Annotated in this window: 23 protein-coding genes and 1 tRNA gene; 18 read left to right on the plus strand and 6 right to left on the minus strand. The window is 66.0% G+C overall.

Annotated features, from left to right (window positions below; genetic code table 11):
- The 9 genes from lptC to ACPTTF_RS15200 all read left to right on the plus strand — a co-directional run bounded on the left by lptC (position 1) and on the right by ACPTTF_RS15200 (position 7,712).
- On the plus strand, positions 1-615 hold the full coding sequence (lptC, locus tag ACPTTF_RS15160; RefSeq protein ID WP_166965032.1) for an LPS export ABC transporter periplasmic protein LptC: 615 nt from the start codon (positions 1-3) through the stop codon (positions 613-615).
- 20 nt (positions 616-635) lie between these two features.
- The gene (gene lptA, locus ACPTTF_RS15165; RefSeq protein ID WP_166965034.1) at positions 636-1,301 is read left to right on the plus strand and encodes a lipopolysaccharide transport periplasmic protein LptA; all 666 of its coding nucleotides are present in this window, start codon (positions 636-638) and stop codon (positions 1,299-1,301) included.
- Positions 1,298-2,074, plus strand: a complete 777-nt coding sequence (gene lptB / locus ACPTTF_RS15170) for an LPS export ABC transporter ATP-binding protein (protein WP_166965036.1) — start codon at positions 1,298-1,300, stop codon at positions 2,072-2,074. Before lptA ends, lptB begins: the two co-directional genes overlap by 4 nt.
- A 160-nt stretch (positions 2,075-2,234) precedes the next feature.
- A complete protein-coding gene (locus tag ACPTTF_RS15175) occupies positions 2,235-3,737 on the plus strand; it encodes an RNA polymerase factor sigma-54 (protein WP_166965038.1) in 1,503 nt (500 codons plus the stop codon).
- A 158-nt stretch (positions 3,738-3,895) separates the two neighbouring features.
- Entirely contained in the window at positions 3,896-4,255 is a 360-nt protein-coding gene (gene hpf, locus ACPTTF_RS15180) for a ribosome hibernation-promoting factor, HPF/YfiA family (RefSeq protein WP_006477786.1), read from the plus strand.
- A 170-nt stretch (positions 4,256-4,425) separates the two neighbouring features.
- Positions 4,426-4,965, plus strand: coding sequence for a PTS sugar transporter subunit IIA (locus ACPTTF_RS15185; RefSeq protein WP_011353226.1), 540 nt, complete (start codon positions 4,426-4,428; stop codon positions 4,963-4,965).
- Positions 4,966-5,096: 131 nt separating this feature from the next.
- Positions 5,097-6,065: an HPr(Ser) kinase/phosphatase gene (hprK, locus tag ACPTTF_RS15190; protein WP_011353227.1), complete on the plus strand. Its 969-nt coding sequence runs from the start codon at positions 5,097-5,099 to the stop codon at positions 6,063-6,065.
- 75 nt (positions 6,066-6,140) lie between these two features.
- Entirely contained in the window at positions 6,141-7,049 is a 909-nt protein-coding gene (gene rapZ, locus ACPTTF_RS15195) for an RNase adapter RapZ (RefSeq protein ID WP_166965042.1), read from the plus strand.
- 27 nt (positions 7,050-7,076) lie between these two features.
- Positions 7,077-7,712, plus strand: a complete 636-nt coding sequence (locus ACPTTF_RS15200; RefSeq protein ID WP_166965044.1) for an LON peptidase substrate-binding domain-containing protein — start codon at positions 7,077-7,079, stop codon at positions 7,710-7,712.
- Between the two features lie 207 nt (positions 7,713-7,919).
- Here ACPTTF_RS15200 and mutY read toward each other — a convergent pair whose 3' ends face one another.
- Positions 7,920-9,026, minus strand: coding sequence for an A/G-specific adenine glycosylase (gene mutY, locus ACPTTF_RS15205; protein ID WP_423371621.1), 1,107 nt, complete (start codon positions 9,024-9,026; stop codon positions 7,920-7,922).
- Between the two features lie 24 nt (positions 9,027-9,050).
- On the minus strand, positions 9,051-9,878 hold the full coding sequence (gene mutM / locus ACPTTF_RS15210) for a bifunctional DNA-formamidopyrimidine glycosylase/DNA-(apurinic or apyrimidinic site) lyase (protein WP_166965048.1): 828 nt from the start codon (positions 9,876-9,878) through the stop codon (positions 9,051-9,053).
- 86 nt (positions 9,879-9,964) lie between these two features.
- On the opposite strand from mutM, the gene ACPTTF_RS15215 reads away from it, so the two are divergent.
- The 8 genes from ACPTTF_RS15215 (at position 9,965) to hisC (ending at position 17,115) form a co-directional block, all read left to right on the plus strand.
- Entirely contained in the window at positions 9,965-11,788 is a 1,824-nt protein-coding gene (locus ACPTTF_RS15215; RefSeq protein WP_166965050.1) for a tetratricopeptide repeat protein, read from the plus strand.
- A complete protein-coding gene (lolB, locus tag ACPTTF_RS15220) occupies positions 11,788-12,408 on the plus strand; it encodes a lipoprotein insertase outer membrane protein LolB (protein ID WP_166965052.1) in 621 nt (206 codons plus the stop codon). The genes ACPTTF_RS15215 and lolB overlap by 1 nt, the downstream gene beginning before the upstream one ends.
- 25 nt (positions 12,409-12,433) lie before the next feature.
- Positions 12,434-13,315, plus strand: coding sequence for a 4-(cytidine 5'-diphospho)-2-C-methyl-D-erythritol kinase (ispE, locus tag ACPTTF_RS15225; protein ID WP_166965054.1), 882 nt, complete (start codon positions 12,434-12,436; stop codon positions 13,313-13,315).
- Between the two features lie 55 nt (positions 13,316-13,370).
- Positions 13,371-13,447 (plus strand) — tRNA-Gln (locus tag ACPTTF_RS15230).
- A 44-nt stretch (positions 13,448-13,491) separates the two neighbouring features.
- A complete protein-coding gene (locus ACPTTF_RS15235; protein ID WP_166965056.1) occupies positions 13,492-14,448 on the plus strand; it encodes a ribose-phosphate pyrophosphokinase in 957 nt (318 codons plus the stop codon).
- A 161-nt stretch (positions 14,449-14,609) separates the two neighbouring features.
- Complete coding sequence (locus ACPTTF_RS15240; protein WP_166965058.1) at positions 14,610-15,212, plus strand: 50S ribosomal protein L25/general stress protein Ctc; 603 nt, start codon at positions 14,610-14,612, stop codon at positions 15,210-15,212.
- 120 nt (positions 15,213-15,332) lie between these two features.
- A complete protein-coding gene (pth, locus tag ACPTTF_RS15245; RefSeq protein ID WP_048246979.1) occupies positions 15,333-15,932 on the plus strand; it encodes an aminoacyl-tRNA hydrolase in 600 nt (199 codons plus the stop codon).
- A 115-nt stretch (positions 15,933-16,047) separates the two neighbouring features.
- Entirely contained in the window at positions 16,048-17,115 is a 1,068-nt protein-coding gene (gene hisC, locus ACPTTF_RS15250; protein ID WP_166965060.1) for a histidinol-phosphate transaminase, read from the plus strand.
- Positions 17,116-17,198: 83 nt separating this feature from the next.
- Here the strand turns inward: hisC and ACPTTF_RS15255 are convergent, their stop codons facing one another.
- From ACPTTF_RS15255 to rsmD, 3 genes are all read right to left on the minus strand, one after another.
- Positions 17,199-17,465, minus strand: coding sequence for a YfhL family 4Fe-4S dicluster ferredoxin (locus ACPTTF_RS15255; RefSeq protein ID WP_166965062.1), 267 nt, complete (start codon positions 17,463-17,465; stop codon positions 17,199-17,201).
- Positions 17,466-17,524: 59 nt separating this feature from the next.
- Positions 17,525-18,022 carry a pantetheine-phosphate adenylyltransferase gene (gene coaD / locus ACPTTF_RS15260; RefSeq protein WP_021163047.1) on the minus strand — a complete coding sequence of 166 codons (498 nt, stop codon included), beginning with the start codon at positions 18,020-18,022 and terminating at the stop codon, positions 17,525-17,527.
- A gap of 111 nt (positions 18,023-18,133) precedes the next feature.
- Entirely contained in the window at positions 18,134-18,748 is a 615-nt protein-coding gene (gene rsmD / locus ACPTTF_RS15265) for a 16S rRNA (guanine(966)-N(2))-methyltransferase RsmD (protein ID WP_423371622.1), read from the minus strand.
- A gap of 216 nt (positions 18,749-18,964) precedes the next feature.
- Between rsmD and ftsY the strand changes: the two genes are divergently transcribed.
- On the plus strand, positions 18,965-20,119 hold the full coding sequence (gene ftsY / locus ACPTTF_RS15270; RefSeq protein ID WP_166965065.1) for a signal recognition particle-docking protein FtsY: 1,155 nt from the start codon (positions 18,965-18,967) through the stop codon (positions 20,117-20,119).
- An 84-nt stretch (positions 20,120-20,203) separates the two neighbouring features.
- On the opposite strand, the gene maiA is transcribed toward ftsY, so the two are convergent.
- A complete protein-coding gene (gene maiA, locus ACPTTF_RS15275) occupies positions 20,204-20,848 on the minus strand; it encodes a maleylacetoacetate isomerase (protein WP_423371623.1) in 645 nt (214 codons plus the stop codon).
- Between the last annotated feature and the right edge of the window lie 177 nt (positions 20,849-21,025).

A 21,025-nucleotide genomic window follows, 5' to 3' on the forward strand; every position in this document is an offset into this window, starting at 1 on the left:
ATGAACACGCATTTCCGCTGGACCCAGCTGCTGCCGCTCGTCGCGGTCGCCGCGCTCGCGGGCATCACGTGGTGGCTGCTGCAGGCCACGCTGCCGCCGCCCGGCGAAGGCACCGTGCAACCGAAGCGCCACACGCCCGACTATTTCGCGGACAACTTCTCGGTCACCGAGCTCGACCAGTCCGGCTCGACCCAGTACCGGCTGACGGCCGCGAAGCTGATCCATTACGAAGACACTGAAGACAGCGACCTGACCGATCCGGCCATGCGCGCGTTCCAGCCCGGCAAGCCCGTCGTGACGACCACCGCGAAGCGCGGCACCGTCAACGGCGACGTGTCGATCGTCGATTTGTACGACAATGCGCGCATCCTCCGTGCGGCCGGCGGCGGCGATCCGCAGATGCAGGCCGATTCCCAGCATTTCCGGATCTTCGTCAATGACGATGTGATCCAGACCGAAAAGCCGGTTAAACTTCAGCGCGGCCTGTCGCTCGTCAATGCGACCGACGGCATGAAGTACAACAACGTCACCCGGGTCATCGAGCTTTACGGCAACGTGCGCGGCACGATCGCCGCCGCGGACACGTCCGGCGGCTCGAAAGGTCAACCCAAGTGACGCATCCCTCACGTGACTGCATGAACGAACCGTTCCCTCGACAGATTTCCGGCGGCGCTGCGCGCGCCGTCCGCGCCGCGCTCGCCGCGACGCTCGTGGCGCTCCCGCTGGTCGGGCTGGCGCCGCTCGCCCATGCCGAGAAGGCCGACCAGAGCAAGCCGATCAACGTCGAGGCAGACAACCTGACCTATGACGACCTGAAGCAGGTCACGGTCGCGACCGGCAACGTCGTGATCACGAAGGGCACGATCATCATCAAGGGCGATCGCGTCGAAGTGCGCCAGGACCCGGAAGGCTATCAGTACGCCACTTCGTTCGGCAGCGGCAAGAAGCACGCGACGTTCCGCCAGAAGCGCGAAGGCCTCGACGAATACATCGACGGCGACGCCGAGCGCATCGACTACGACGGCAAGCAGGATCTCACCACCCTGACCACCGCCGCGACCGTGCGCCGCCTGCAGGGCACGTCGACTATCGCCGATACCGTGCACGGCAGCGTGATCACGTACGACGGCCAGCGCGACTTCTACACCGCGAAGGGCGGCAAGGACGTCGCCGCACCGGGCAACCCGAACGGCCGCGTGCGCGCGATGCTGTCGCCGAAGAACGGCGGCCCCGCGCCGCTGAACGGCGCGCCGGCGAAGCTGTCGCCGTCGACCACGATCCAGGGAGCGCCGGGCCAATGAACGCGCTACCGAACCGTCAGCCGGCCGGCACCACGAGTTCGCTCGTGGTCCGAAACCTGAAGAAGCGCTACGGCACGCGCACGGTCGTCAAGGACGTGTCGCTCGACGTGAAGAGCGGCGAAGTCGTCGGCCTGCTCGGCCCGAACGGCGCCGGCAAGACCACGTCGTTCTACATGATCGTCGGCCTCGTGCCGCTCGACGCGGGCGAGATCTCGCTGAACGGCAGCTCGATCAGCCTGCTGCCGATCCACAAGCGCGCGTCGCTCGGCCTGTCGTACCTGCCGCAGGAAGCGTCCGTGTTCCGCAAGCTGACCGTCGAGGAAAACATCCGCGCGGTGCTCGAGCTGCAGCACGGCGAAGACGGCAAGCGGCTGTCGAAGGACGCGATCTCGTCGCGCACCGAAGCGCTGCTCGACGAGCTGCAGATCGGCCACCTGCGCGAGAACCCCGCACTGTCGCTGTCGGGCGGCGAGCGGCGTCGGGTCGAAATCGCGCGCGCGCTCGCGACCAACCCGAACTTCATCCTGCTCGACGAACCGTTCGCCGGCGTCGACCCGATCGCGGTGCTCGAGATCCAGAAGATCGTCAAGTTCCTGAAGCAGCGCAACATCGGCGTGCTGATTACCGATCACAACGTCCGCGAAACGCTCGGCATCTGCGATCACGCCTACATCATCAGCGACGGCTCGGTGCTCGCCGCCGGTGCGCCGAGCGAAATCATCGAAAACGAAAGCGTGCGCCGCGTGTACCTCGGCGAACACTTCCGGATGTAACTCCCTCCTCGTGGCTGGCTGCACCCCGCCCGGCGTCGCCGCGCGGGGCCGCGCCCTGCTTCGCGGCCATGCCCGCGGCCGGGCGGCGCGCCGCGCGTAATCGCGGATGGCTCAACGCGCCTGGGTCGTGGCAAACTGCCGGTATGACTCCCTCCTCGCCATGAAAGCCAGCCTTCAACTCCGCCTGTCGCAACATCTGGCGCTGACACCCCAGCTACAGCAGTCGATCCGGCTCCTGCAGTTGTCGACGCTCGAATTGCAGCAGGAAGTCGCGATGGCCGTCGCGCAGAACCCGCTGCTCGAGAACGACGACGAATGGATCGCGAGCCCGCTGCGTGTCGCAGCGGACGGATCGTTGATTGCGCAGACGCCTCCCGCCCAGAACACCGAACCCACTTCGACAAGCAGCAGTTCGTCGAGCGATCGCGCCGAACGTGACGAGCCGGCCGGCGCGGACGAATACGACGGTTATGCATCCGGCGACGGCAACGACGGCCCGCAGTGGAATCTCGACGAATTCGGCCGCTCGAGCGGCGCGTCCGACGACGACGATCTCCCGCCGCTGCAGGTGCAGGAGGCGGCGACGTCGCTGCGCGACCACCTGTCCGCGCAGTTGCGCGTCACGCAGGCCGGCCCGCGCGATCGCGCGCTCGTGATGTTCCTGATCGAATCGCTCGACGACGACGGCTACCTGACCGCCACGCTCGACGAAGTGCTCGCCGACCTGCCGCCCGAGCTGGAGATCGACTGCGACGAACTGAACGCGGCGCTCGCGCTGCTGCACAGCTTCGACCCGGCCGGGGTCGGCGCCCGCTCCGCATCCGAATGCCTGAAGCTGCAGTTGCTGCGCCTCGATCCGTCCCCGACACGCACGCTCGCGCTCGAGATCGTGTCGCAGCATCTCGAACTGCTCGCCGCCCGCGACTTCACGCGGTTGCGCAAGCACCTGAAGGCGAGCGACGACGCGCTGCGCGACGCACACACGCTGATCCGCTCGCTGGAGCCGTTCCCCGGCGCCGCATACGGCAGGGCCGAGGCCGACTACGTCGTGCCCGACATCATGGTGAAGAAGGCCGGCCAGGGATGGCTCGCGGAACTCAATCCGGAGGTCGTGCCGCGCCTGCGGATCAACAACCTCTACGCGAACATCTTGCGCAACAGCCGCGGCGATCCGTCGGCCGGTTCGCTCAAGCAGCAGCTCCAGGAAGCACGCTGGCTGATCAAAAACATTCAGCAGCGATTCGACACGATCCTGCGTGTCGCGCAGGCTATTGTCGAGCGTCAAAAGAACTTCTTTGCGCACGGTGAAATTGCCATGCGCCCCTTGGTTTTGCGGGAAATAGCTGATACGCTGGGCCTACACGAGTCGACTGTCAGCCGTGTGACAACCGGGAAGTACATGCTGACCCCGTTCGGGACGCTTGAATTTAAGTACTTCTTCGGATCTCACGTCTCGACCGACACCGGTGGCGCCGCCTCGTCGACCGCCATCCGAGCCCTGATCAAGCAACTGATAGGAGCTGAAGACCCAAAATCGCCACTTTCGGATAGCCGCATTGCCGAGCTGCTGGCAGAACAGGGGTTCGTGGTCGCGCGCCGCACGGTTGCGAAATATCGCGAAGCCCTCAAGATCCCGGCAGTCAATCTGCGAAAGTCTCTTTAGGCCTGCTGCCTGCCCGGCGGCAGGCGTGTTCCGGCCACCGCGCACACGGGGAACAGGCCGGGCGACTTGTCAGCGATACGCCGCCACGTGCGGCACGGGCAAGTCGACCGGAGCGCCGCCTCGATGCGGCCGGGTGGTCACTCGCTTGGAGAAGCACTATGAACCTGAAGATCAGTGGACATCATCTCGAAGTCACGCCTGCAATTCGCGAATACGTGATCACCAAGCTGGACCGGGTGCTACGGCATAGCGATCAGGTGATCGATGGCACTGTGATCCTCTCGGTCGACAATCACAAGGAAAAGGACAAGCAGCAGCGCGCGGAAATCAACCTGCACCTGAAGGGCAAGGACATCTTCGTCGAAAGCGCGAACGGCAACCTGTACGCCGCGATCGATTTGCTGATCGACAAGCTGGATCGCCAGGTCGTCAAGCACATGGAGCGCCTGCAAACGCACGCGCACGACCCGATCAAGCTTCAACCGTCGATCGACCAGATCGAACTGCCGCCGCAGTAACCTTCACCGCAACACACACGTCGCCCGGTTCGCCGGGCGTTTTTTTTGCGACTCCGCGCCCGTGGTGCAACCGGTCCGTCCGCACTGCGCCACGCACGCGGCTGTGCTCTATAATGTTCCGGTTATCGCCGGGGGGGCGCTGGATGCGGTAGCTGCCTTGCAGGTTGCCGATGCCGAACGCCTTGATATCGCCGAACATGGATAATCAGTCTGCCGCCGCAAGGAGACCCCAGGCCGCCCAATCGCCTGCCAACATGAATCGCCTAGCCAAAATCCTGCCCATAGAGAACGTCGTCATCGACCTCTCAGTCACCAGCAAGAAACGCGTGTTCGAACAAGCCGGGCTGATGTTCGAGAATCAGAACGGCATCGCCCGCAGCACCGTCACGGACAACCTGTTCGCGCGCGAGCGCCTCGGCTCGACCGGGCTCGGCGAAGGTGTCGCGATTCCGCACGGGCGCATCAAGGGTCTCAAGCACCCGCTCGCCGCGTTCGTCCGGCTCGCCGATGCGATCCCGTTCGAAGCCCCCGACGGCCAGCCGGTCGGCCTCCTGATTTTCCTGCTCGTGCCCGAGCAAGCCACCCAGCAGCACCTCGAGATCCTGTCGGAAATCGCGCAACTGCTGTCCGATCGCGACGCGCGTGAGCGTCTGCACAACGAAACGGATATCGCCGAGTTGCATCGCCTGCTCACTCAGTGGCAACCTTGAGTTGATCCGGGCGGATTATTTTCCCGTACGACGCGGCATGCGCCGCCGTCCAGGGCCGCCCGGCGCCGGCCCGGCATGGCGACGTCCGTCGCCGCGCGCATGCACCGGCCCATTGGAGTGACGGAGTAGTCATGGATACGTCCAGCATCAACGCCCAGAGCATCTTCGACGACAACGCGGCCACGCTGAAACTGAGCTGGCTGACGGGGCATGAAGGCTGGGAACGCGGCTTTTCGGCCGACACCGTCGGCAATGCAACCTCGAGCGCCGACCTCGTCGGCCACCTGAACCTGATCCACCCGAACCGGATCCAGGTGCTCGGCGAAGCCGAAATCGACTACTACCAGCGCCAGACCGACGAAGACCGCTCGCGCCACATGGCCGAGCTGATCGCCCTCGAACCGCCGTTCCTCGTCGTCGCCGGCGGCGCTGCCGCCCCGCCCGAACTCGTGCTGCGCTGCACGCGCTCGTCGACCCCGCTGTTCACGACGCCGATGTCGGCCGCCGCGGTGATCGACAGCCTGCGGCTCTACATGTCGCGGATCCTCGCGCCGCGCGCGACGCTGCACGGCGTGTTCATCGACATCCTCGGGATGGGCGTGCTGCTGACCGGCGATTCGGGCCTCGGCAAGAGCGAACTCGGCCTCGAGCTGATCAGCCGCGGCCACGGCCTCGTCGCCGACGACGCGGTCGATTTCGTCCGACTTGGCCCCGATTTCGTCGAAGGGCGCTGCCCGCCGCTGCTGCAGAACCTGCTCGAAGTGCGCGGCCTCGGCCTGCTCGACATCAAGACCATCTTCGGTGAAACTGCCGTGCGGCGGAAAATGAAGCTGAAGCTGATCGTCCAGCTCGTGCGGCGCCCCGACGGCGAATTCCAGCGCCTGCCGCTCGAAAGCCAGACCGTCGACGTGCTCGGTTTGCCGATCAGCAAGGTCACCATCCAGGTCGCGGCCGGCCGCAACCTCGCGGTACTCGTCGAGGCGGCCGTCCGGAACACGATCCTGCAGTTGCGAGGAATCGACACGTTGCGCGATTTCATGGATCGGCAACGACTCGCGATGCAAGACCCCGACAGTCAATTCCCCGGCAAACTGGTGTAACCCGCACGCGCCGGCCACGCAACGCCGACGCGTCGAGCCGGTGCTATGATGAAACGTCAGGATTCTCTGCTTCCCATGCGCATCGTCCTCATCACCGGCATCTCCGGCTCAGGCAAGTCCGTCGCGCTGAACGCGCTCGAAGACGCAGGCTATTACTGCGTCGACAACCTGCCGCCGCACGTGCTCCCCGAACTTGCCCGCTACCTCGCCGAGGATGGCCAGCACCGGCTCGCGGTCGCGATCGACGCGCGCTCGAGCGCCTCGCTCGACGAAATGCCCGGCCTGATCCGCGAGCTGTCGCGCGAGCACGACGTGCGCGTGCTGTTCCTCAACGCGAGCACCCAGTCGCTGATCCAGCGCTTCTCCGAAACGCGCCGCCGCCATCCGCTGTCCGGCTCGCTGTCGCACGATGCGGACGTCGGCCTGCTGTCGTCGCTCGAGGAAGCGATCGAGCGCGAACGCGACCTCGTCGCGCCGCTTGCCGAATTCGGCCACCAGATCGACACGAGCACGCTGCGCGCGAACGCGCTGCGTACGTGGGTCAAGCGCTTCATCGAGCAGAAGAACAACGACCTGATGGTGATGTTCGAATCGTTCGGCTTCAAGCGCGGCGTGCCGCTCGACGCCGACCTGATGTTCGACGTGCGCGCGCTGCCGAATCCGTACTACGACCACGAGTTGCGCCCGCTCACCGGGCTCGACCAACCGGTCATCGCCTTTCTCGACGCACTGCCGATCGTCCACCAGATGATCGACGACATCCATGCGTTCCTGATGAAATGGCTGCCGCACTTCCGCGATGACAACCGCAGCTACCTGACCGTCGCCATCGGCTGCACGGGCGGGCAGCATCGTTCGGTGTTCATCGCGGAAACGCTCGCCGCGCGCCTTGCGCGCGAGGCGAACGTGATCGTGCGGCATCGTGACGCGCCAGTGGATGTCGACGCGTCGTCGCGGCTCGTCTCCGAGGTCGACCGACCCTAGAGACGCACGCCCCAACGCCCGCGCGCCATGTCCTCCCTATCGACCACCCTGATCGACCTGCCGCTGTTTCCGCTGCACACGGTGCTGTTTCCGGGGGGCCTGCTCCCGCTCAAGGTGTTCGAGGCGCGCTATCTCGACATGTCCCGCGCGTGCCTGCGCGATGACGCGCCGTTCGGCGTGTGCCTGCTGAAGAGCGGGCCCGAAGTCGCGCAGGACGGTGCGGTGTCCGTGCCCGAGACCATCGGCTGCATGGCGCGCATCACCGAGTGCGATACCGGCGAATTCGGCATGCTCTATCTGCAAGCAATCGGCACGCAGCGTTTCGAGCTGCTGTCGTATCGCGTCGAAGGCAACGGGCTGCTGGTCGGCATCGCGGAGCCGCTGCCTGACGACATCCCGCTCGAAGGCGAGCAGACGCTCGCTCAATTCGGCTCGTGCGCCGAAGTGCTCGAGCGCATCATCAATGCGCTGAAGAAGTCCGATCCGGAGAAAATGCCGTTCGGCGAACCGTTCCGCCTCGACGATCCAAGCTGGGTGTCGAACCGCCTCGCGGAGCTGCTACCGCTCGACCTGCGCGCGCGGCAGAAGCTGATGGAGTTTCCGGACGTCGGCGCGCGCATCGATGCCGTGCACCACGTGCTCGACCGGCACGGCTGGCTATAGCGCGCCCCGGACCTGTCGCTTCGCGCGAAACTTCGGGGGACGTCCCTCAAGGGACTTCGTTCGGGATGGAAAACCGGCGGTGGCCGGTGTGTTGTCTTGAGCGCCCCCAAGACCGCCACGTCGTGCCAGGCCTCCGAGCGACCTTCCTCGGCGCGGAAAACATCGGGCGGCCCCGCGTTTCCTTGAATGCACGCCCCTCCCCCTTCGTTACAGCAGCGGCCCGCTCAGCGCATCGAGCAGCTTGCGCACGGGCGCCGGCACGCCGTACGCGTCGAGCCGGCTCAGCGGAACCCAGGCGGTGTCCGCATCCCGCGCACCCGAAGGCAGGCCATCACCATCGACCATGTCGCTCAGCCGCGGCTCGATCTCGAGCCGGAAATGCGTAAACGTGTGCGTGAGCGGCGCGAGCGGCACCGTGCCGCCGCCGCCGAAGCCCCGCGCGAGTTCCGCGAGCGCGGCGTCGCCGTCCGCTTGCGGCAGGCTCCACAGCCCGCCCCAGATGCCGGTCGGCGGCCGCCGCTCGAGCAGCACGGCGTCACCGTCGCGCAGCACGAGCATCCAGGTCTTGCGCGTCGGCACGGCCTTCTTCGGCCGCGCGGCCGGCAATTCGCGCTGGCGGCCCGTCGATTGCGCGACGCAGTCGCCCGCGAACGGGCAGCGCGCGCAATCGGGCTTGCCGCGCATGCACAGCGTCGCGCCGAGATCCATCAGCCCCTGCGTATACGCGCTCACATCGGCCGCGTTCGCGGCGTCGGGCAACAGCGATTCGGCGAGCGCCCACATGTCGTTCTCGACCCGCTTCTCGCCCGGAAACCCTTCGACGCCGAACACGCGCGCGAGCACGCGCTTCACGTTGCCGTCGAGGATCGTTGCGCGCGCGCCGTAGGCGAACGACGCGATCGCGGCGGCCGTCGAGCGGCCGATGCCCGGCAGTTCGGCCAATGCGTCGGGCGTTGCAGGAAATGCGCCGCCATGCTCGGCGACGACGACCTGCGCGCAGCGGTGCAGGTTGCGCGCGCGCGAGTAGTAACCGAGCCCCGCCCACAACGCCATCACGTCGTCGGTCGGCGCGGCCGCGAGCGCGGCGACGTCCGGGTAGCGCTCGAGAAAGCGCGTGTAATACGGGATGACGGTCGATACCTGCGTCTGCTGCAGCATGATTTCCGACAGCCAGATCCGGTACGGATCGCGAGTGTTCTGCCACGGCAGGTCGTGGCGGCCATGCTCGCGCTGCCACGCGACCAGGCGTGTGGCGAACGTGCGGTGCAGCGGCGTGACGGGGAACGGAGCGGGGGCGATGCGGGGCGGCTTCAAGTTATCTAATCTTGGAAAAAGGTTTCAACGCTGGCAGGTCGGGCAGAAATAAGTCGACCGTTGGCCCTGCACGATCTGGCGAATCGGCGTACCGCATACGCGGCATGGCTGGCCCGCACGGTCGTAGACGAAGCAGTCGAGCTGGAAATAGCCGCTTTCGCCGTTGCTGCCGACAAAATCGCGCAACGTGCTGCCACCACGCTCGATCGCGTCGGCGAGCGTCGCGCGCACCGCATCGGCCAGCCGCTCGTAGCGCGGCAGCGAGACCTTGCCGGCGGCCGTCGTCGGCCGGATGCCGGCGCGAAACAGGCTCTCCGACGCATAGATGTTGCCGACGCCGACGACCATGTCGCCCGCGAGCAGCGCCTGCTTGACCGACACGGTGCGGCCGCGCGTGCGCGCGTGCAGCAGCGCGCCGGTAAACGCCGGCGAGAACGGCTCGACGCCGAGGCTCGCGAGGAGCGGATGCGCATGCACGTCGCCCGCTTCGCGCGGGTGCCACAGCACCGCGCCGAAGCGGCGTGGATCGCGGAACCGCAGCACGAATTCGTCGAAGATCCAGTCGATGTGGTCATGCTTCGCGGCGACCGGTACGCCATCGGCGGGCAGCACGCGCAGCGTGCCCGTCATGCCCAGATGGACGATGAACCAGCCCGCGTCGACCTCGAACAGCAGGTACTTGCCGCGACGCTCGACGGCGAGCACCTCGCGCGCGCGCAACTGCTCGGCGAGCCCCGCCGGCACGGGCCAGCGCAACATCGCGGTACGGACGTCGACACGCTCGACACGGCGGCCCGCGACAAAGGGCTCGATGCCCCGGCGCGTGACTTCGACTTCTGGCAACTCTGGCATTGTTTGCGGGTCTGAGACTGGATTCACGATCGTGCGTGTATTGTAGCGAGCGCGTTACAATCGGTTGAAACATCGAACGGATTTCCATGACCCTGCCCTCGAAGCTGCTTCAGAAGCGCCCCGCCGCCGTGCGCGGCGCGCGCGCCTTCCCGGTCCGCCGTGCACTCGGCGCCGCGTTGTTTGCCGCCTGGACCCTCACCGCCTTCCCGGCCCATGCGCAGGATCCGGCATCGGACGACGCGGAGCCGCAGGGCGCGTTCGAGCATGTGATACCGGACGAGCAGAAGAATCTCCCCGGTGTGCCGCTGACGAGCCAGATCGTCTACCAGGTGCTCGCCGCCGAGGTCGCGCTCCAGCGCAACCAACCGGCGCCGGCCTACCAGACCTACCTCGCGCTCGCCCGCGACACGCGCGATCCGCGTATGGCTCAGCGCGCGACCGAGATCGCGCTCGGCGCGCAAAGCCCCGCCGACGCACTGTCCGCCGCGAACCTGTGGCGCCAGTACGCACCCGATTCGAACCGGGCGTCGCAGGTCGACGCCGCGCTGCTGGTGCTCGCCGGCAAGCCGGCCGACGCACAGCCGATGCTCGCGCGCGAGCTGGCCCGGGCAACCGGCGAGACGCGCGGCCCGGCGATCCTCGCGCTGCAGGCGCTGCTCGTGCGCGGCCCCGACCGCGTCGGCGGCCTCGCAGTGCTGAAGGACATGCTGAAGAGCGATCTGAACCGGCCCGAAGCACAGCTCGCGATCGCGCGCCAGCAGCTTGCGGTCGACGACAAGGACGGCGCCGCGCAGTCGCTGAAGCAGGCGCTGGCGCTGCGCCCCGACTACCTGCCGGCGGCGCTGATGCTGTCGCAGATGGGGCCTGCGGAACGCGCGGCGGGCATCGCGTCGTTCGAAAAGTATGTTCAGCAGAATCCGAAGTCGCGCGATGCGCGGCTCGCGCTGTCGCAGCTCTATCTCGCCGACGATCGCCTCGACGACGCGCAGAAGCAGTTCGAGACGATGCGCAAGCTCGACTCGAAGGATCCGACGCCGCTGATGGCGCTCGCGCTGATCAAGATCCAGCAGAAGAAGCTCGACGAAGCGACCGCCTACCTGAAGCAGTACGTACAGCTCGGCGACAAGCAGCCGAACCTCGACGTCGGCCAGGGTTACATCTACCTCGCGCAGATCGCGATCGACCAGGACAACGACGCGCAGGCGTCGCAATGGCTCGACAAGGTCGACCAGACGAGCCAGCACTACCTCCCCGCGCAGATCACGCGCGCGCAACTGCTGCAGAAACAGGGCAAGACCGACGAGGCGCGCAAGGTGCTCGACGACCTGCCGATCACGGATCCGCGCGATGCGGCCGTGGTCGCACGCACCGACGCGTCGATCCTGTTCACCGCGAAGCGCTATCCGGAAGCCGAGGCACGGCTCGGGCAGGCGGTCCAGGACTTCCCGGACGATCCCGACCTGCGCTACGACTATGCGATGGCGGCCGAAAAAACCGGCCACTACACGACGATGGAAAAGCAGTTGCGCGAGCTGATCCGCACGCAGCCCGACAATCCGCAGGCGTACAACGCGCTCGGCTATTCGCTCGCCGACCGTAACCAGCGGCTGCCCGAAGCCAGCAAGCTGATCGACAAGGCGATGACGCTCGCGCCGAACGACGCCTACATCATGGACAGCCTCGGCTGGGTGAAGTACCGGATGGGCGATACGGCCGGCGCGGCGACGGTGCTGCGGCGTGCGTACGAACTGCAGCCGAACGCCGAGATCGGCGCGCATCTCGGCGAAGTGCTGTGGAAGAGCGGCGCGCAGGACGACGCACGTTCCGCGTGGCGTGCCGCGCAGAAGCTCGAGCCGGACAACGACACGCTCGTGCAGACGCTGAAACGCCTGCAGGTCAACGGTCTCTGATGCAGATGTTCCCGACGTTTTCCCTGTCCTCCCGCGCGCAGCGCACGCTGGCCGCAGCCGGCGCGGCGCTCGCGCTCGCCGGCTGCGCGAGCACGCCGCCGTCGGCAAGCGCGCCGACGGGTGCGGCACTGCAGACCGCCGCAACGCACGCCTACCACGGCCGCTTCGCAGTCCAGTACGACGATCGTCTCGGCAAGCAGCAGAACGTGTACGGCAACTTCGACTGGCAGGAGCACGGCGACGACGTGTCGCTCGAGCTGCGCAGCCCGCTCGGCCAGACGCTCGCGGTCGTGAAATCGACGCCGCAGGCGGCATCGCTCGAATTGCCGAACCGTCCGACGCAATATGCGCCGGACGTCGGCGACCTGATGCAGAAAACGCTCGGCTTCGAACTGCCTCTCGCGGGCCTGCGCTACTGGCTGCAGCCTACGCCCGCGCCCGCGACGCCCGCGGAGACGGTGCGCGATCCGGCCGACGGCACGCGCGTCAAGCAGATCCGCCAGGACGGCTGGACGATCGACTACCTCGCCTACGCGGATGCCCCGGCCACGGGCGTCAAACGCGTCAACCTCGTGCGCGCGACACCGCCGCTCGACATCAAGCTCGTGCTCGATCAGTGAGCACCGGCCCAGCCCAGACATACGCATGACCGATTCGACCCGCTCGCTGCGCAATTGCCTTGCGCCCGCGAAACTCAACCTGTTCCTGCACATCACCGGCCGCCGTCCGAACGGCTATCACGATCTGCAGAGTGTGTTCCAGTTGCTGAACTGGGGTGACACGTTGCACTTCACGCTGCGCGACGACGGTCGCGTCGCGCGCGTCACCGACGTGCCCGGCGTGCCCGAGGAAAGCGACCTCGTCGTGCGTGCGGCCAACCTGCTGAAAGCGCATACGGGCACCGCACACGGCGTCGACATCGAGATCGACAAGTGCCTGCCGATGGGGGCAGGCCTCGGCGGCGGCAGCTCCGACGCGGCGACGACACTGCTCGCGCTGAACCGCCTGTGGCAACTCGGCCTGCCGCGCGCCGAGCTTCAGTCGCTCGCGGTAAAACTCGGCGCAGACGTTCCGTTTTTTATTTTTGGAAAAAATGCGTTCGCAGAGGGTATCGGAGAGGAATTAGCTGAGGTACAATTGCCGACTCGCTGGTTCTTGGTTGTGACGCCACGCGTTCATGTCCCGACCGCTGAAATATTTTCAGATGAGTTGTTGACAAGAGATTCGAAGCGCGTCACAATTACGGACTTTCTTGCACAGCAAAGCAGCGACGCGGGATGGCCAGATAGTTTCGGTCGGAACGATATGCAGCAAGTTGTGACAAGTAAGTACGCGGAAGTTGCGCAGGTGGTCAAATGGTTGTATGATGTGACCCCCGCGAGGATGACCGGCTCCGGAGCAAGCGTGTTTGCAGCGTTTCGCAGCAAACATGAGGCAGAAGCGGCGCAAGCCAAGCTGCCCACCGGTTGGAACGGTGCAGTTGCCGAGAGCCTGAACGAGCATCCGCTCTTCGCTTTCGCGTCATGAAGTTTTACTTTGCCGGATGGCCTACACAAGTCCGGTGAAGTTATCAGTTAAGTGTAGGGGAGTCGCCAAGTTGGTCAAGGCACCGGATTTTGATTCCGGCATGCGAGGGTTCGAGTCCTTCCTCCCCTGCCAAAAATTTTCCCGCATTTCCCGCCTAAGCCCGAAGCAGGTGCACGATGAGCAGCCATGACGGCCTGATGGTTTTTACTGGCAACGCGAATCCCGCGCTCGCCCAGGAAGTCGTCAATATTCTTGGAATCCCCCTCGGCAAAGCAATGGTCAGCCGTTTCTCCGACGGCGAGATCCAGGTCGAGATCCAGGAAAACGTGCGTGGCAAGGACGTCTTCGTCCTGCAATCCACGTGCGCACCGACGAACGACAACCTGATGGAACTGATGATCATGGTCGATGCGCTCAAGCGCGCATCCGCCGGCCGGATCACTGCAGCCATCCCCTACTTCGGCTACGCCCGTCAGGATCGCCGCCCGCGTTCGGCGCGCGTCGCGATCTCGGCGAAGGTCGTCGCGAACATGCTGGAAATCGCCGGCGTCGAGCGGATCATCACGATGGATCTGCACGCCGACCAGATTCAGGGCTTCTTCGACATCCCGGTCGACAACATCTACGCAACGCCGATCCTGCTGGGTGACCTGCGCAAGCAGAACTACTCGGATCTGCTCGTCGTGTCGCCGGACGTCGGCGGCGTGGTGCGTGCCCGGGCACTCGCGAAGCAGCTCAACTGCGATCTCGCGATCATCGACAAGCGTCGCCCGAAGGCGAACGTCTCCGAAGTGATGAACATCATCGGTGAAGTCGAAGGCCGCACCTGCGTGATCATGGACGACATGGTCGATACGGCAGGCACGCTCTGCAAGGCCGCGCAAGTGCTGAAGGAGCGCGGCGCGAAGCAGGTATTCGCATACGCGACGCACCCGGTGCTGTCGGGTGGCGCAGGTGATCGCATCGCCGCGTCGGCACTCGACGAGCTGGTTGTCACCGACACGATCCCGCTGTCCGCCGAATCGCTCGGCTGCTCGAAGATCCGTGCGCTGACGAGCGCGAGCCTGCTGGCCGAGACATTCTCGCGGATCCGCCGCGGCGATTCGGTGATGTCGCTGTTCGCGGAATCCTGATCGCGAATCGACTGAACAAAGCATGCGCAGAAAGCGAAGCGGCAACGCTTCGCTTTTTGCACAATCGGACGGGATAGACGAAACCCCGGCCGTTTCATCAGGGGCCGCTGTTTGACGGCCCCGTTTTACTGCCTGGTCGCGGGCAGCTATTGGAGAATTACATGAAAGTCGTCGCTTTCGAGCGCCAAGAGCAAGGTACGGGTGCGAGCCGCCGCCTGCGCAACGCTGGCAAGACCACGGGTATCGTTTACGGTGGCGAAGCAGCCCCGCAAAAGATCGAACTCGATCACAACGCCCTGTGGCACGCCCTGAAGAAGGAAGCTTTCCACTCGTCGATCCTCGACCTCGAAGTGGCTGGCGCGTCGCAACAGGTTCTGCTGCGCGACGTGCAATACCACCCGTTCAAGCAACTGGTGCTGCACGTGGACTTCCAGCGCGTTGATGCGAAGAAGAAGCTGCACACGAAGGCACCGCTGCACTTCCTGAACGCAGAAGTCAGCCCGGCCGTGAAGCTGTCGAGCGCGATCGTTTCGCACGTCGCGACGGAAATCGAAATCGAGTGCCTGCCGGCTGACCTGCCGGAGTTCCTCGAAGTCGATCTGTCGAAGATCGAAGCCGGTCAATCGCTGCACGCGAAGGACATCACGCTGCCGAAGGGCGTCGCGCTGGTTGCACACGTCGAAGCAGAAAACCCGGTTGTCGCATCGGCGACGATCCCGGCTGGTGCCGTGTCGGACGCAGGCGGCGAAACGCCGGCTGCCTAAGCGGCCGCCTACGCGCCCCATCGATCCGTTTCACGAAACGGTCGACGCAACCCGCCGCGGCTTGCCCGGCGGGTTTTTCTTTTTCTGCGCCCAGGCGGCCGTTGCCGCCTTCGAAACGTCATGATCAAACTGATCGTCGGCCTCGGCAATCCCGGGGCGGAATACACCGCGACGCGCCACAATGCCGGCTTCTGGCTGATCGACCAGCTTGCCCGCGAAGCAGGCACGACGCTGCGCGACGAACGCCGCTTCCATGGCTTCTACGCGAAAGCGCGCCTGCACGGCGAGGAAGTCCACCTGCTCGAGCCGCAAACCTACATGAACCGCTCCGGCCAGTCGGTCGTCGCGCTCGCGCAATTCTTCAAGATCCTGCCCGACCAGATCCTCGTCGCGCACGACGAGCTCGACCTGCCGCCCGGCACCGTCAAGCTGAAACTCGGCGGCGGCAGCGGCGGCCACAACGGCCTGAAGGACATCTCCGCGCACCTGTCGTCGCAGCAGTACTGGCGGCTGCGGATCGGCATCGGCCATCCGCGCGACCTGATTCCGGAAAGCGCCCGCGCCGGCGCGAAGCCCGATGTCGCGAACTTCGTGTTGAAGCCGCCGCGCCGCGAAGAGCAGGACGTGATCGACGCGTCGATCGAACGCGCGCTCGCCGTGATGCCGATGGTCGTCAAGGGCGAACTCGACCGCGCGACGATGCAGCTGCATCGCAACTGACCGCAGCGCACCGCTGCGGTGCATCGCGCCGTCCGGCGTCGCCGGGCGCCCCCGCCCGCCCCACCCTGCGCGCACATGCGGTAATCTGGTCGCTTTGCCCGACAGGAGCCAAGCGGTGAGCCGTTACTGGAGCGACGTCGTTCAGCAACTCGTGCCTTACGTGCCGGGCGAGCAGCCCGCGCTCGCACACCCCGTCAAGCTGAACACCAACGAGAATCCCTATCCGCCGTCACCGCGCGTCGTCGCGGCGATCGCGCGCGAACTCGGCGCGACCGGCGACACGCTGCGCCGCTATCCCGATCCGGTTGCCCGCGCGCTGCGCGAGACGGTCGCGGCCCATCACCGTATCAAGCGCGAACAGGTGTTTGTCGGCAACGGCTCCGACGAAGTGCTCGCGCATGCATTCCAGGCGCTGCTCAAGCACGACCGGCCGCTGCGCTTCCCTGACATCACGTACAGCTTCTATCCGACCTATGCGCGCCTGTACGGCGTCGAGACGACGATCGTGCCGCTCGCGGACGACTTCTCGATCCGTGTCGACGACTATCTCGACGATGCCGGCGGCGTGCTGTTTCCGAACCCGAACGCGCCGACCGGACGCGCACTGCCGCTCGCGGACGTCGAACGGATCGCGGCCGCGAATCCGTCGTCGGTCGTCGTGATCGACGAAGCCTATGTCGACTTCGGCGCGCAGTCCGCGATTGCGCTGATCGACCGCTACCCGAACCTGCTCGTCGTGCACACGACGTCGAAGGCGCGCTCGCTTGCGGGCATGCGCGTCGGCTTCGCATTCGGCGATGCAGCGCTGATCGACGCGCTGAACCGCGTGAAGGACAGCTTCAATTCGTACCCGCTCGACCGGCTCGCGCAGGTCGCCGCGCAGGCAGCCTATGAAGACACCGACTATTTCGACGCGACCTGCCGGCGCGTGATCGACAGCCGGACGCGGCTCACGCATGCGCTCGGCGCGCTCGGCTTCGACATCGTGCCGTCGGCCGCGAATTTCGTGTTCGCACGCCATCCCGCGCACGATGCGGGCACGATCGCGGCGAAACTGAAGGAACGGGAAATTTTCGTGCGGCACTTCGCGCTGCCGCGGATCGACCAGCACCTGCGCATCACCGTCGGCACCGATGCCGAATGCGATGCGCTCGTCGCGGCGTTGCGCGAGCTGCTGGCCTGACACGAAAGAACCGGCGCCAGGCGGCGCCGATCCGGATGCGTGACGTGCGCGCCGAAGAACTCAAGCGCGCGCGTCAGCACGGGTCACGACGCGTCGTCGCCCTTCACGGCGATCAACGCGTGATACTTCTCCATCAATTGCGCGTGCGATTCGTCATGTTGCGGATCGCGCGGAATGCATTCGACCGGACACACCTGCTGGCACTGCGGTTCGTCGAAATGGCCGACGCACTCGGTGCACTTGTTCGGGTCGATCACGTAGATGTCCGTGCCCATCGAAATCGCGCCGTTCGGGCACTCGGGCTCGCACACGTCGCAATTGATGCACTCGTCGGTAATCATCAAAGCCATACTGATCTCACTTCTTCAGGCCGGCGGCCGGCTTCGCAACGAAACCGGCCGGCACCGCATCATGCGGCAGGGCCTCCCATCGCCGTCACTTTCTCGGTCAGCCACTTCTCGACGGACGGGAACACGAACTTGCTGACATCGCCGCCCAACTGCGCGATTTCGCGCACGATCGTCCCCGAGATGAACTGGTACTGATCGGACGGCGTCATGAACATCGTCTCGACGTCGGGCAACAGGTAGCGGTTCATCCCCGCCATCTGGAACTCATATTCGAAATCGGACACGGCGCGCAGGCCGCGCACGATCACGCGTGCGTTGTTGGTGCGGACGAAGTCCTTCAGGAGGCCGGTGAAACTCATCACCTTCACGTTCGGATAATGGCCGAGCACCTCGTTCGCAATCGTCAGACGTTCTTCCAGCGAGAAAAACGGCTTTTTCGCGCGGCTGTCGGCTACACCGACCACCAGCGTATCAAAAATGCTCGACGCACGCCGCACGAGGTCTTCGTGCCCGCGTGTCAGCGGATCGAACGTACCGGGATACACGGCGACTACCATGTCGCTCCTCCTGTCATCACGCAAACGGGATGGCAGCCGTGCGATGCGCACGCCACTGCCGAGATGGGCATGCGTCGCCTTTGCGGCGCGCCGCCTCGTATCGAACGCGCATTATTCATCATTTTCGCGCCGCAGCAAATGATAGTGAACCGCACCGGCCTTGCCGTGCTTCACGACCTGCCAGCCCGCGAGCGCGTCGTGTGCGGCCGGATCGAGTTCCGCCCCCGTCTCGACGTACAGCGCACCGTCCTCCGCGACGAGCGGCGCCGACAGCGCGATCGCGCGCTCGAGCGCAGCGGAATCGCCGAATGGCGGATCGAGAAACACGACGTCGAACGCACCCGGCGTGAGCCCGCCCGCGAGCCGCAGCGCATCGGCTTCGGCAACCTCGACCGAGCGGGCGCCGAGCTTGTCCTTGATCGCACGCAGCTGCTGCGCCGCGCGTGGATGGCGCTCGACCATCACGACGCTCGCCGCGCCGCGCGACGCAGCCTCGAAACCGAGTGCGCCGGTGCCCGCGAACAGGTCGAGGCAACGCCAGCCTCCGAGATCCTGGCCGAGCCAGTTGAACAGCGTCTCGCGCACACGGTCGGGCGTCGGCCGCAGGCCGTCGAGATCGAGCACCGCGAGCGGCGTGCGTTTCCAGTCACCGCCGATGATGCGGATCGTGTGCGGCTTGCCGCGGCCGGAAGGGGCCGCCGGGCGGCCGGGAGAGGAACGGGACATACGGAATATCGACGACGGAGGGACCGGGCGCGCGCAGGGGCGCACCGCTAAACAGGCGCACGTTACCACAGCGGCGGCGCACACTGACGCGAGCGCCTCGCCGCACTGATAAAATGCACGGTTTCGGCCGCCGTGCGCCGCGCCCGCGCGAACGCAGGACGGCCCGTCCGGTGCCCCGCCCCTGGCGGCGGCCCGCCCTCTTCCCGACGTCAGACCATGTTCAGCTTCTTCAAACGATTCAAGAAAACGCAGGAGCCCGATCCGGCGGAATCGCAATCGGCCGACGCGCAACAAACGGACGAACCGTCCGATGGGCCCGCGGTCGAAGCCCCGCCTGCGGCCGAAGTGCCGCAAGCGCCGGCGCAACCGGCCGCGCCGGCCGTCGTGATGACGGTCACGCCGACCAACGACGGCCGCGACGAAGTCGTCGAGACGGTTGAAATCGTTCCGCCGCCGCTGCAGGACGCCACCGCGAAGAAGTCGTGGCTCGCACGCCTGAAAACGGGGCTCGCCAAGACGGGTACGAGCATCACCGGCGTCTTCGTCAACACGAAGATCGACGAGGATCTGTACGAGGAGCTCGAAACCGCGCTGCTGATGTCCGACGCGGGCGTCGACGCGACCGAGTACCTGCTCGGCGCGCTGCGCGAAAAGGTGCGCGTGGGCCGTCTGACCGACCCGCAGCAAGTGAAGGCCGCGCTGCACGACCTGCTCGTCGAACTGCTGATGCCGCTCGAGAAATCGCTGATGCTCGGCCGCGCGCAACCGCTCGTGATGATGATCACCGGCGTGAACGGCGCGGGCAAGACGACCAGCATCGGCAAGCTCGCGAAGCATCTGCAGAGCTTCGACCAGTCGGTGCTGCTGGCCGCGGGCGACACGTTCCGTGCAGCAGCACGCGAGCAGCTCGTGGTCTGGGGCGAGCGTAACAACGTGACGGTCGTGCAGCAGGAAAGCGGCGATCCGGCCGCGGTGATCTTCGACGCGGTCAGCGCCGCGCGTGCGCGCAAGATCGACGTGATGATGGCCGACACGGCCGGCCGCCTGCCGACGCAGCTCCACCTGATGGAAGAGCTGAAGAAGGTGAAGCGCGTGATCGCGAAGGCGCACGACGGCGCGCCGCACGAAGTACTGCTGGTGATCGACGCGAACACCGGCCAGAACGCGCTTACGCAGGTCAAGGCATTCGACGACGCGCTCGGCCTCACCGGCCTCATCGTCACGAAGCTCGACGGCACCGCGAAGGGCGGGATTCTCGCTGCGATCGCACGGCAGCGCCCGGTGCCGGTCTACTTCATCGGCGTCGGCGAGAAGGTCGAGGACCTGCAGCCGTTCAGCGCGGTCGAATTCGCGGACGCGCTGCTCGGCTGAACACCGCCGGCACGCATCGCACGGGGCGCCTTCGGGCGCCCTTTTTTCATGCGCGCCCGGTCGTGCATGCCGGGCGCACCGCGCTCATTCGGCGTCGGGCTGCGCGCCGGGCTCGGCGGCCTTGAACGCATCGAGCGTCGCCGCATGGTCGACGATCCGCTGGATCGTCGGATAGCGTGTCGTGTCGATCGAGAAGCGGTTCGCGTTGAACACCTGCGGCACGAGGCACACGTCGGCGAGCGTCGGCGTGTCGCCGAAGCACAGCTTGCCGGTGCGCGGATCGCTCGCGAGACGTGTCTCGAGCGATTCGAAGCCCGCCTCGATCCAGTGCCGGTACCACGCGTTCTTCGCCTCTTCGGGCACCTTCAGCGTGTGCTTCAGGTACTTCAGCACGCGCAGGTTGTTGAGTGGATGGATTTCGCACGCGATCTGCAGCGCGACCGCGCGCACGTACGCGCGATCGACCGGCTGCTTCGGCAGAAGCGCCGGTTCCGGATGGGTTTCCTCGAGATATTCGATGATCGCGAGCGACTGCTGCAGCGTCGCGTCGCCGTCGATCAGCGTCGGCACGACCGCGTCCGGATTCAGCGCGCGGTACGCGTCCTTCAGTTGCTCCCCCCCGTCGCGCAGCATGTGCACGGGAACATAGTCGAACGGCAGCTGCTTCAGGTTCAGGGCAATCCGCACACGGTACGACGCGGAACTGCGGAAATAGCTGTAGAGCTTCATGGGATGTCTCTCGTAGTCGTATTCGGCCGGCAACGGCACGGGCGCGGCGCAGCCGGCGCGCGCACCGCCGGGAACCAGAGTGTAGCGCGCCGCGATGCGCGACCTCGCTTGCGCCGCCCGCGCCCGTGCGATACTCGGGGCATTCCTTACCGCTCACAGCGCGGCCCGATGCCGGCC

The sequence above is a fragment of the Burkholderia crassaminum genome (genome assembly GCF_964265005.1).
Lineage (GTDB): Bacteria > Pseudomonadota > Gammaproteobacteria > Burkholderiales > Burkholderiaceae > Burkholderia.

Coding starts and splice junctions, on each gene's coding strand:
- lptC (WP_166965032.1), top strand. CDS start 1: ATGAACACGCATTTCCGCTGGACCCAGCTGCTGCCGCTCGTCGCGGTC.
- lptA (WP_166965034.1), top strand. CDS start 636: ATGAACGAACCGTTCCCTCGACAGATTTCCGGCGGCGCTGCGCGCGCC.
- lptB (WP_166965036.1), top strand. CDS start 1,298: ATGAACGCGCTACCGAACCGTCAGCCGGCCGGCACCACGAGTTCGCTC.
- ACPTTF_RS15175 (WP_166965038.1), top strand. CDS start 2,235: ATGAAAGCCAGCCTTCAACTCCGCCTGTCGCAACATCTGGCGCTGACA.
- hpf (WP_006477786.1), top strand. CDS start 3,896: ATGAACCTGAAGATCAGTGGACATCATCTCGAAGTCACGCCTGCAATT.
- ACPTTF_RS15185 (WP_011353226.1), top strand. CDS start 4,426: ATGCCGAACGCCTTGATATCGCCGAACATGGATAATCAGTCTGCCGCC.
- hprK (WP_011353227.1), top strand. CDS start 5,097: ATGGATACGTCCAGCATCAACGCCCAGAGCATCTTCGACGACAACGCG.
- rapZ (WP_166965042.1), top strand. CDS start 6,141: ATGCGCATCGTCCTCATCACCGGCATCTCCGGCTCAGGCAAGTCCGTC.
- ACPTTF_RS15200 (WP_166965044.1), top strand. CDS start 7,077: ATGTCCTCCCTATCGACCACCCTGATCGACCTGCCGCTGTTTCCGCTG.
- mutM (WP_166965048.1), bottom strand. CDS start 9,878: ATGCCAGAGTTGCCAGAAGTCGAAGTCACGCGCCGGGGCATCGAGCCC.
- ACPTTF_RS15215 (WP_166965050.1), top strand. CDS start 9,965: ATGACCCTGCCCTCGAAGCTGCTTCAGAAGCGCCCCGCCGCCGTGCGC.
- lolB (WP_166965052.1), top strand. CDS start 11,788: ATGCAGATGTTCCCGACGTTTTCCCTGTCCTCCCGCGCGCAGCGCACG.
- ispE (WP_166965054.1), top strand. CDS start 12,434: ATGACCGATTCGACCCGCTCGCTGCGCAATTGCCTTGCGCCCGCGAAA.
- ACPTTF_RS15235 (WP_166965056.1), top strand. CDS start 13,492: ATGAGCAGCCATGACGGCCTGATGGTTTTTACTGGCAACGCGAATCCC.
- ACPTTF_RS15240 (WP_166965058.1), top strand. CDS start 14,610: ATGAAAGTCGTCGCTTTCGAGCGCCAAGAGCAAGGTACGGGTGCGAGC.
- pth (WP_048246979.1), top strand. CDS start 15,333: ATGATCAAACTGATCGTCGGCCTCGGCAATCCCGGGGCGGAATACACC.
- ACPTTF_RS15255 (WP_166965062.1), bottom strand. CDS start 17,465: ATGGCTTTGATGATTACCGACGAGTGCATCAATTGCGACGTGTGCGAG.
- coaD (WP_021163047.1), bottom strand. CDS start 18,022: ATGGTAGTCGCCGTGTATCCCGGTACGTTCGATCCGCTGACACGCGGG.
- rsmD (WP_423371622.1), bottom strand. CDS start 18,748: ATGTCCCGTTCCTCTCCCGGCCGCCCGGCGGCCCCTTCCGGCCGCGGC.
- ftsY (WP_166965065.1), top strand. CDS start 18,965: ATGTTCAGCTTCTTCAAACGATTCAAGAAAACGCAGGAGCCCGATCCG.
- maiA (WP_423371623.1), bottom strand. CDS start 20,848: ATGAAGCTCTACAGCTATTTCCGCAGTTCCGCGTCGTACCGTGTGCGG.